We start from the raw sequence: 8,012 nt of genomic DNA, 5'->3' as shown, positions 1-8,012 counted from the left end.
GTACCTTGGGGCGGTGGGGGGGACGAACTGGCTGCGGCTGGAGACCATTCCGGCGGCGGGGAGCAACCGGTGGGTGGAACTGCTGCAACCGGTGCAATCCCCGCAGCGCTTCTACCGCCTGGGTGTCACCCTGCCCAATCCATAGCCTGATCCGGACTGGCAACTCCAGTTAACCGGCCTGCTCCAGGCTTGGGAAGCAACAGCGGCTGGTGGTGCGAAGCCTTGCCGCGGTGGGTGCAAGCAGAATTCTTGCCTGCAACCACCGCCATTTTCATGAAGTGACGCGGTGACGGCGGCGGTACTCGCGCGGGGTGCAACCGAAGGCGCGACGGAAAGCCTCATTGAAACGGCTCAGGCTGCCGAAACCGCTGTTAAGAGCGATTTCCAGGATCAAATCATCGGTGGTGGCCAGGAGACGTTGGGCATGGGAGAGACGGTGTTGTAAAATGTACTCCAGTGGGGTGGTGCCGAAGACCCGGCGAAAGACACCGATAATATAGTTGGGATGAAGATTAACGTGGCGGCTGATATCCTCGAGCGTAAGGGGCTGGGTGTAATGTTGGGCAATGAAGGCCGCGATGCGTTCTGCGTGATTCAAGGTGCCGGCGCCCAAGATGGTGGAGTGGTGGCGCTTGGTGGGTGGACCGGCGGGGTCAGGGGGAATGCGCAAGGCGAGGCGACGGAGGCGAGCCTCCATCTCCAGCAACATGGCACGGCGCTGGTCCTCCGAAGGGGCTGTTATATCCTGAATCCAAAGTCGAAATTGAGCGGCATCCAGAACTCCGCGGGAGTCATCGGGTTCCATCAATAAATGGCCGTGGAGCACCAGATGGGTGAAGTGTTCCGGCAGGCGCCATTGTAAAAACCAGACCAGGGGGATGGTGGAGACGTAATACTCAGTTAATCCCTCGTAAGCAATGGTGTGGTGGGGTACGGCGGCCCAGAACACGGCCAGGCGCCTGGCGGGAACCACAATTTTTTGCCCAAACAAGAGGTAGGTGATCTGGCCGGTTTCCAGCAGGTTCAGCTCGATTTCATTGTGGCGGTCCGGCCGGTTCATGATGGCCGCCTCCCACCGCACACAAGTAAAGCCATAAGGCTCGAAATCTTTGCGATTTGGGGCGAAACGAGTCACGCCTTAATATCCCGCAAGTTTTGGTCGCAATAAAGGAAGAAAAAAGGCGGTCGGCGTCATAAACTCGTCACATTACCAAAAAACGCCCGTGCATGGTTCAGGCAGCGCACCATGGTGCAGCCTCGAACTTTGGCCGCGATGAGCAGCCCGGTGGGGCGAGCTCGGCGCTGGCCGTGCGGCGGGAGCTGGTTGATGTCATGCGAAGTCTGGTGTTGATGGCTGCGGTTTTATGCGCGGCGGTTTTGCCTGTGAGGGGCGATGCCACCCTGGTTTTCAACGAGGTGATGTATCATCCCCTTACCAACGAGGCCGCGATGGAGTGGGTGGAGCTGTACAACCAGTTGGCGGTGGATTTGGATGTGTCTGGGTGGCGGTTGGAGGGGGAGATTGATTACGTATTTCCCGCGGGCACGCGGGTAGCTGGCAGGGGGTTCGTCGTAGTGGCCATCCAGCCGGCGGCCTTCACTGCGGCCACGGGGCTGACCAATGTTCTGGGGCCTTTCAACCGGCGGCTTTCCAATGCAGGGGGGACGTTGCTCTTGAAGAACAACAATGGACGGATCATGGACCGGCTGGACTACGGCACCACTGGGGAATGGCCGGTGGCGGCCGATGGGGCGGGGCCGTCGCTGGCCAAGATAGATGAGGAGCTGGCCAGCAGAGACCCGGCCAACTGGCGAGCGAGCCTTTCGGTGGGTGGTTCTCCCGGGATGGCGAACACGCCGCGCCTGACGATTACCACGCAAAGCCGGACACTGGTGCCGGTGGACGCCGTGTGGCGTTATGAGGAATCTGGAACGGACCGGGGCGCGGCCTGGCGCAATCCGGAGTACGATGACAGCAGTTGGCCGCAGGGCGCGGCGTTGCTGGCGCGGGAGGATTGCAACTGCCTGCCGGAGCCGATTCGCACACCCTTAACCGTTGGGGCAAACAAGCTCACGTATTATTTCCGCACCACCTTTGTTTATACGGGGGAGGTGAGCCGGGCCACGCTGGCCTTACGGCACGTGGTGGATGACGGGGTGGTGGTTTATCTCAATGGCGTGGAGGTCTGGCGGTTGGGGGTGAATGATCCGGTGACGTCCACCACCCTGGCCAGCCGGACAGTGAATGACGCGGCCTACGAGGGGCCGTTTGGCATATCTGCCGCCAGCCTGCGCCCCGGCACCAACATTTTGGCGGCTGAGGTGCATCAGGTGAACAGCACCAGTTCAGATGTGGTATTTGGCCTGCAGTTGGAGGAGGTGACTTATGTCACCAACGCCCCCGGCGGGGTGCTGGCGCCGGATTTGACGGTGGCGTTGAACGAGCTGCCCGCTGTGACCAATCAGCAATTTTGGGTGGAATTGTACAATTACGGCCGCGGGCCGGTGGCGCTGGACGGCTGTGTGCTGGCAAGGTTTGGCACGCATTACGCGGAATATGTGCTGCCGGCGCGGACGTTGGAGCCGGGGGAACGCTGGGTGTTACAACGGGCCACTGTGGGTTTTGGGGCGGACGACGGCGATCGGGTGGTGTTCTACGCACCCGGCAAGGGGCGCGTTTATGATGCCGTGGTGGCGAAGAATCATCCTCAGGCGCGTCATCCCGAAGGCACCGGATCCTGGCTGGTCCCCCGGCAAACTACCCCTGGCACGACAAATGAGGTTTGGCTGCGACGGGACGTGGTCATCAATGAGATCATGTATCATCACCAGCCTTATCCTGCTGTGGGGGACTTGCCGCCCGAGGAGAATCCCGAAGAATGGTTGGAATTGTATAATCGCGGAACCAATCCGGTGGATTTGACCGGCTGGCGTTTGGAGGGGGCGGTGCGCTATGACTTTCCCGAGGGCAAACTGCTGGCGCCAGGGGCGTATCTGGTGGTGGCCAGGGATGCCATCGCTTTGCGGGCCACATTTCCCGGCGTGGACATCCTGGGCAATTACAGCGGCCGCTTGTCTTCGGAGGATCTGCCGTTGCGGCTGTTGGATGCGCAGGGCAACCCGGCAGCGGTGGTGCGCTTTTACTCGTGGGGACGCTGGCCTAAATATGCGGATGGGGGCGGTTCCAGCCTTGAGTTGCGGAATCCTTTTTCCGATCCCGCCAGTGCCGAAGCTTGGGCGGCGAGCGAGGAAGGCAGCAAGGGGGGGTGGCGCACTTATACCTATCGGATGACGGCTCAGGCCAGCACCACGGCCAATCCAGACAGTGTATGGCGCGAGTTTATCCTGGGTTTGCAGGCGGCGGGGGAATGTTTGGTGGATGACATCCGGGTGATCCAGTCGCCCACCAATAATCCGGTGGAGATGATTGCCAATGGGAATTTTGAGAACGGCCTGGCGGGCTGGCGGGTATTGGGCACCCACATGTTCAGCCGCGTGATCGAAGATCCGGACCAGCCCGGCAACCGGGTGTTGTATGTGGTGGCCAGCGGGCCACAGGAGCACATGCATAATCACATTGCGACCACGTTGAAGGACGGCTTGAGTGTGACGGACGGCCGGGAGTATGAAATCAGTTATCGGGCCAAATGGTTGGGCGGCAGCCGTTTGCTGAATACGCGGCTGTGGTTCAACCGCGTAGCGCGCACGACGGAACTGGAGGCGCCACAGCGCAACGGCACGCCGGGGGCGCGCAATTCCCGTTACGAGGCGAATCCCGGGCCTACGTTCGCCGGTTTGGCGCATGAACCGGTGGTGCCGCCGGTGGGGGCGCCGGTGACGGTGCGCGTGCGGGCCAGCGATCCCCAGGGCGTGAGCCAGTGCCAGGTGTATTGGTCGGTCAACAGCGGTGCCTGGTCCAACGCGCCCATGAGCTTGAGTGCTGAGGGGGATTATCAGGGCGTCATCCCGGGCTACTCCTCCGGAGCCGTGGTGCAGTTCTACGTGCGGGCGGTGGATGGTCTGGGCGCGGCGGCGACCTTCCCGGCGGAGGGGCCACAGGGGGGCGCCCTGTACAAGGTCAATGACGGGCAGGCAACGGCCTTTCCGGGACATACTTTCCGCATTATTACCACGCCGGCGCTGGCCGCCTGGCTGCATCAGGCGACCAACGTCATGAGCAATCACAACTGGCCGTGCACCGTGATCTACAATGAGCGGGTGGCGTATTACAACGTGGGGCTGCGCTTGAAAAGCAGCATGAACGGCCGGCCTTTCAGCAACCGGGTCGGGTTTCATCTGGCATTTCAACCGGATCAGAAATTCCGTGGGGTTCACCCCACCATGGGATTGGATCGCCGGCCGGGCGACAGTTCGCCGGTGAATGAGGAGATCGTGGTGCGGCATCTCGCCCTGGTGGCCGGCGGCATTCCCACCATGCACTTGGACGTGGCGCGGGTGCTTTCGCCCCGCGGGACTGAGAATGGCCCCGCGCTGCTCACCCCCAGTTATGAGGATGAGTTTATCGCCACCGCTTTTCAAGAGGGGGAGCGGGGCATGTTGTTTGAGATGGAGGGGGTTTATTATTCCACCAGCGCGACCTCGGACGGTTACAAACTACCCCAGCCGAATGCGACGCAGTATGTGGATCTCACCGATCACGGCAATGACAAGGAGAACTACCGCTATTATTACCTTCGCAAAAATCAGCGGGCAAGCGATGACTACCGTCCCATCATGGCGTTGGGCAAAGCCTTCAGTCTGAGCGGGACGGCCCTGGAGAACCAAACGCGGCAACTGATGGATTTGCCGGAATGGCTGCGAGCGTATGCGTTGATCACCTTGTGTGGCGTGAATGACACCTACACGTTCTGGTTGAATCACAACGTGATGATTTATTTCCGCCCCGAGGATCACAAGGCGGTTTATTTGATGTGGGACAACGACTTCACTTTCACGCGCTCGGCCACGGATGTGATTGTGGGGGGGCAGAATCTGGGGCGAATCATCAACCTGCCCGCGAACTTGCGCCAGCTTTACGCGCATTTGCAGGACCTCATGGATACCTATTACAACACCAATTACCTCGCCTACTGGCTGGCGCATTACGGGCCGTTCTCCAGCGCCACCTACACCCACCGCGCCAGTTACATCCAGCAGCGCAGCGACTATGTGCGCAGTGTGATTGCCGGCGCGGGCGGCAACAGCGTGTTCAGCGTGGTGTCCACCAACGTGAGTGTGGCCGGCAGCAACGTGGTCACCCTGACGGGGACCGCCCCGGTGACGGTGCAAAACATCCTCGTCAATGGCGTGGCCTGGCCGGTGACGTGGAACAGTGTGTCCAGTTGGACTTTGCGCCTGCCCGTGTCGGCGGCCACCAACCGGCTGCAAATAACGGCCACAGACTTGCGGGGCCGGGTGCTCAGCAATGCTGCCGCGACGGTGCAGGCCGTGGTGAATGTCACGCCCGATTCGCCGGCGGGCAACGTCATTTTTACGGAAATCATGGCGCAGCCGCTGCAACCGGGGGCGGAATATGTGGAGTTGTTCAACCGGTCGGTCACCACCTCCTTTGATATGTCGGGCTGGCGTATCAACGGGCTGGACTATACCTTCCCGCCGGGCAGTTATCTGGCTCCGCGCAGTTATCTGGTGCTGGTGAAGAATCGCTGGGCTTATTTGGCGGCTTATGGCCTTCAGGCGCCGTTGTTTGATGAATATCCCGGCAACTTGCAAGCCGGGGGCGAAACCTTGACGCTCTTGATGCCGGGGGCGGAAGGGGGCGCCGAGGTGGTGGTGGACCGGGTCCGGTACGAGGGCGACCTGCCATGGCCCGCGGCGGCGGTCAGCGGCACCGGCTCCGCTTATCAGTTGATTGATGTCAATCAGGACAATGCGCGGGCGGGTAATTGGACGGCGCAATATGTTCCGCCGGTTTATGAGCCCGGGGTGTATCAGCCGGCCCGGACCAATAGCGGGTGGCGGCAGGTGGTGTTGACGGGAAGTATTGGAGTGGGGGTGGGCGGCGGTGCGCAACGGCTGTTGATCTACCTGGGCGAGACCAACGGCGCCAGCGCGATTATTGATGATATTTGCCTGGTGGAGGGGACGAATGCAGCGGTGGGGTTTAATTATGTCCGCAATGGCGATTTTGAGCTGCCCTTGGTGGAGAATCCCGTGCTTACCAATAGCTGGTTGATCCCCACCAATTACACCAACACCGCCATCGTCTCCTCTCCGGTGCGTTCTGGTCAGGGCGCGCTGCGGCTGGAATGCACGACGTTTGGCAACAGTTATGGGCGGGTCATTTCGCAGAATCTGTCCCCGGCGCCGGCGCCCAATACGATTTGCACGCTCAGTTTCTGGTTTTGGTCCACAAATTCCGCCACCAATTTGGTGGTGCGCATCCAGAACAGCGCGGCTTTGACCACCGGCGGCGCGGGCACCAATATTTTGCCCGTCATCACTCCCGAGGTCAACCTCCCGCCCCGGCTGGTGAGTCCGGCGGTGACCTATCGCACTCCCGGCACCGCCAATCAGTTTGCCGCCACGTTGCCCGCTTTTCCTCCGTTGTGGCTCAATGAGGTGGCGCCAATGGGCACAGCGGGCTGCCGCGATGCGGCGGGGGAGGAGGAGCCGTGGGTCGAAATCTACAACGCCGGCTCCCAAACCGTGTCCCTGCAAGGGTTGTACCTTTCAAGCAATTACTCGAATCTGACACAATGGGCTTTTCCATCGGGCGCGAGCCTTGGGCCGGGCCAATACTTGGTGGTGTTTTGCGATGGGCAGCCCGCGCAATCCACCGCCCAGGAATGGCATGCGAATTTCCGGCTGTCGCCGGCCGGCGGCGGGGTGGCGCTTTCGCGGCTGCACAATGGCCAGCCGCAGGTGCTGGATTATGTCAATTATCGCGCTTTGCCGGACAACCGCAGTTATGGGTCCTATCCGGATGGCCAGCCGTTTGCGCGGCAGCAGTTCATTTATCCCACGCCTGCCGCCCCCAATGACCCGCGCCGTCTGCCGCTGGTGGTGTTCATCAATGAATGGATGGCCAGCAACCAGCGCACGCTGCAAGATCCGGTGGATGGCGATTATGAGGACTGGTTTGAGCTGTATAACCCGGGCACGCAGGCGGTGGATTTGGCGGATTGTTATTTGACCGACACGTTAACCAACCGCTTTAAGTACCGCATTACCACCAATGGCGCGCACCTCATCCCCCCGCAGGGATACTTGTTGGTCTGGGCGGATGAAGAGACAGCCCAGAATACGGATGCACAGGGGCGACCACGGGCTGATCTGCACGTGAATTTCAAACTGTCCGCCGCCGGGGAGGCCATTGGTCTTTATGCCGCAGATGGGACGGCGATTGACACCGTTGAATTTGGCGTTCAGACCAACGATGTCAGCATGGGCCGGCTGCCGGATGGCGGTCCGGAGCTGGTGTTTATGCCCGGCTCGGCTTCGCCCCGTGGGCCCAACTGGGTGCGGGGCGGCAATCTGGCTCCCGTGGTGGTGCCGGTGGCCAACCGGACGGTGTTTGTGGGGCAAACGCTGGGAATGCTCCTGAGTGCCAGCGATCCCGATGGTCCCACGCAAACCTTGCGGTTCAGCCTGGAGCCGGGAGCTCCGTCGGGAGCTCAGGTCACTGCCGATGGTTACTTTTCCTGGCTGCCGACATTGGAGGGGCTGTACGTGATTGCTGTGCGCGTAACCGACAATGGGCAGCCTCCCCTGAGCGCCACAACCTCCTTTTTGGTGGAAGTTTTGCCGCGGCCTGTCCTGGGAAAGGTGGGGCTGCAAAACGGTTGTCTGGACATTTCCTGGCCGAGCCGGCCGGGGCTTGTTTACGTCCTCGATTACAAAGAACGCTTGGATGCTCCGGCGTGGACGCCTTTTCTAACAAATCGCGCAGGGGGCGAGACGTTGCGAGTGACCAACATCACGGTTTTGGGGCCGCAGGGGTATTTTCGGCTGCGAACCTCCGCGGGAGAGTGAATCGGAGCCATGGAATG

General features: G+C 61.0%; 2 protein-coding genes. One reads left to right on the top strand and one right to left on the bottom strand.

Annotated elements, in window-relative coordinates:
* Nucleotides 1-271 precede the first annotated feature (271 nt).
* A complete protein-coding gene (locus N3J91_16040) occupies nucleotides 272-1,135 on the bottom strand; it encodes a helix-turn-helix domain-containing protein (GenBank protein MCX8157924.1) in 864 nt (287 codons plus the stop codon).
* 92 nt (nucleotides 1,136-1,227) lie between these two features.
* Here N3J91_16040 and N3J91_16035 point away from each other — a divergent pair, with 92 nt between their 5' ends.
* Nucleotides 1,228-7,995 carry a lamin tail domain-containing protein gene (locus tag N3J91_16035; protein ID MCX8157923.1) on the top strand — a complete coding sequence of 2,256 codons (6,768 nt, stop codon included), beginning with the start codon at nucleotides 1,228-1,230 and terminating at the stop codon, nucleotides 7,993-7,995.
* Nucleotides 7,996-8,012: the final 17 nt, after the last annotated feature.

The organism is Verrucomicrobiia bacterium, from assembly GCA_026414565.1.
Classification (GTDB): domain Bacteria; phylum Verrucomicrobiota; class Verrucomicrobiia; order Limisphaerales; family Fontisphaeraceae; genus Fontisphaera.
This window is presented reverse-complemented; position numbering and strand designations above follow the sequence as displayed.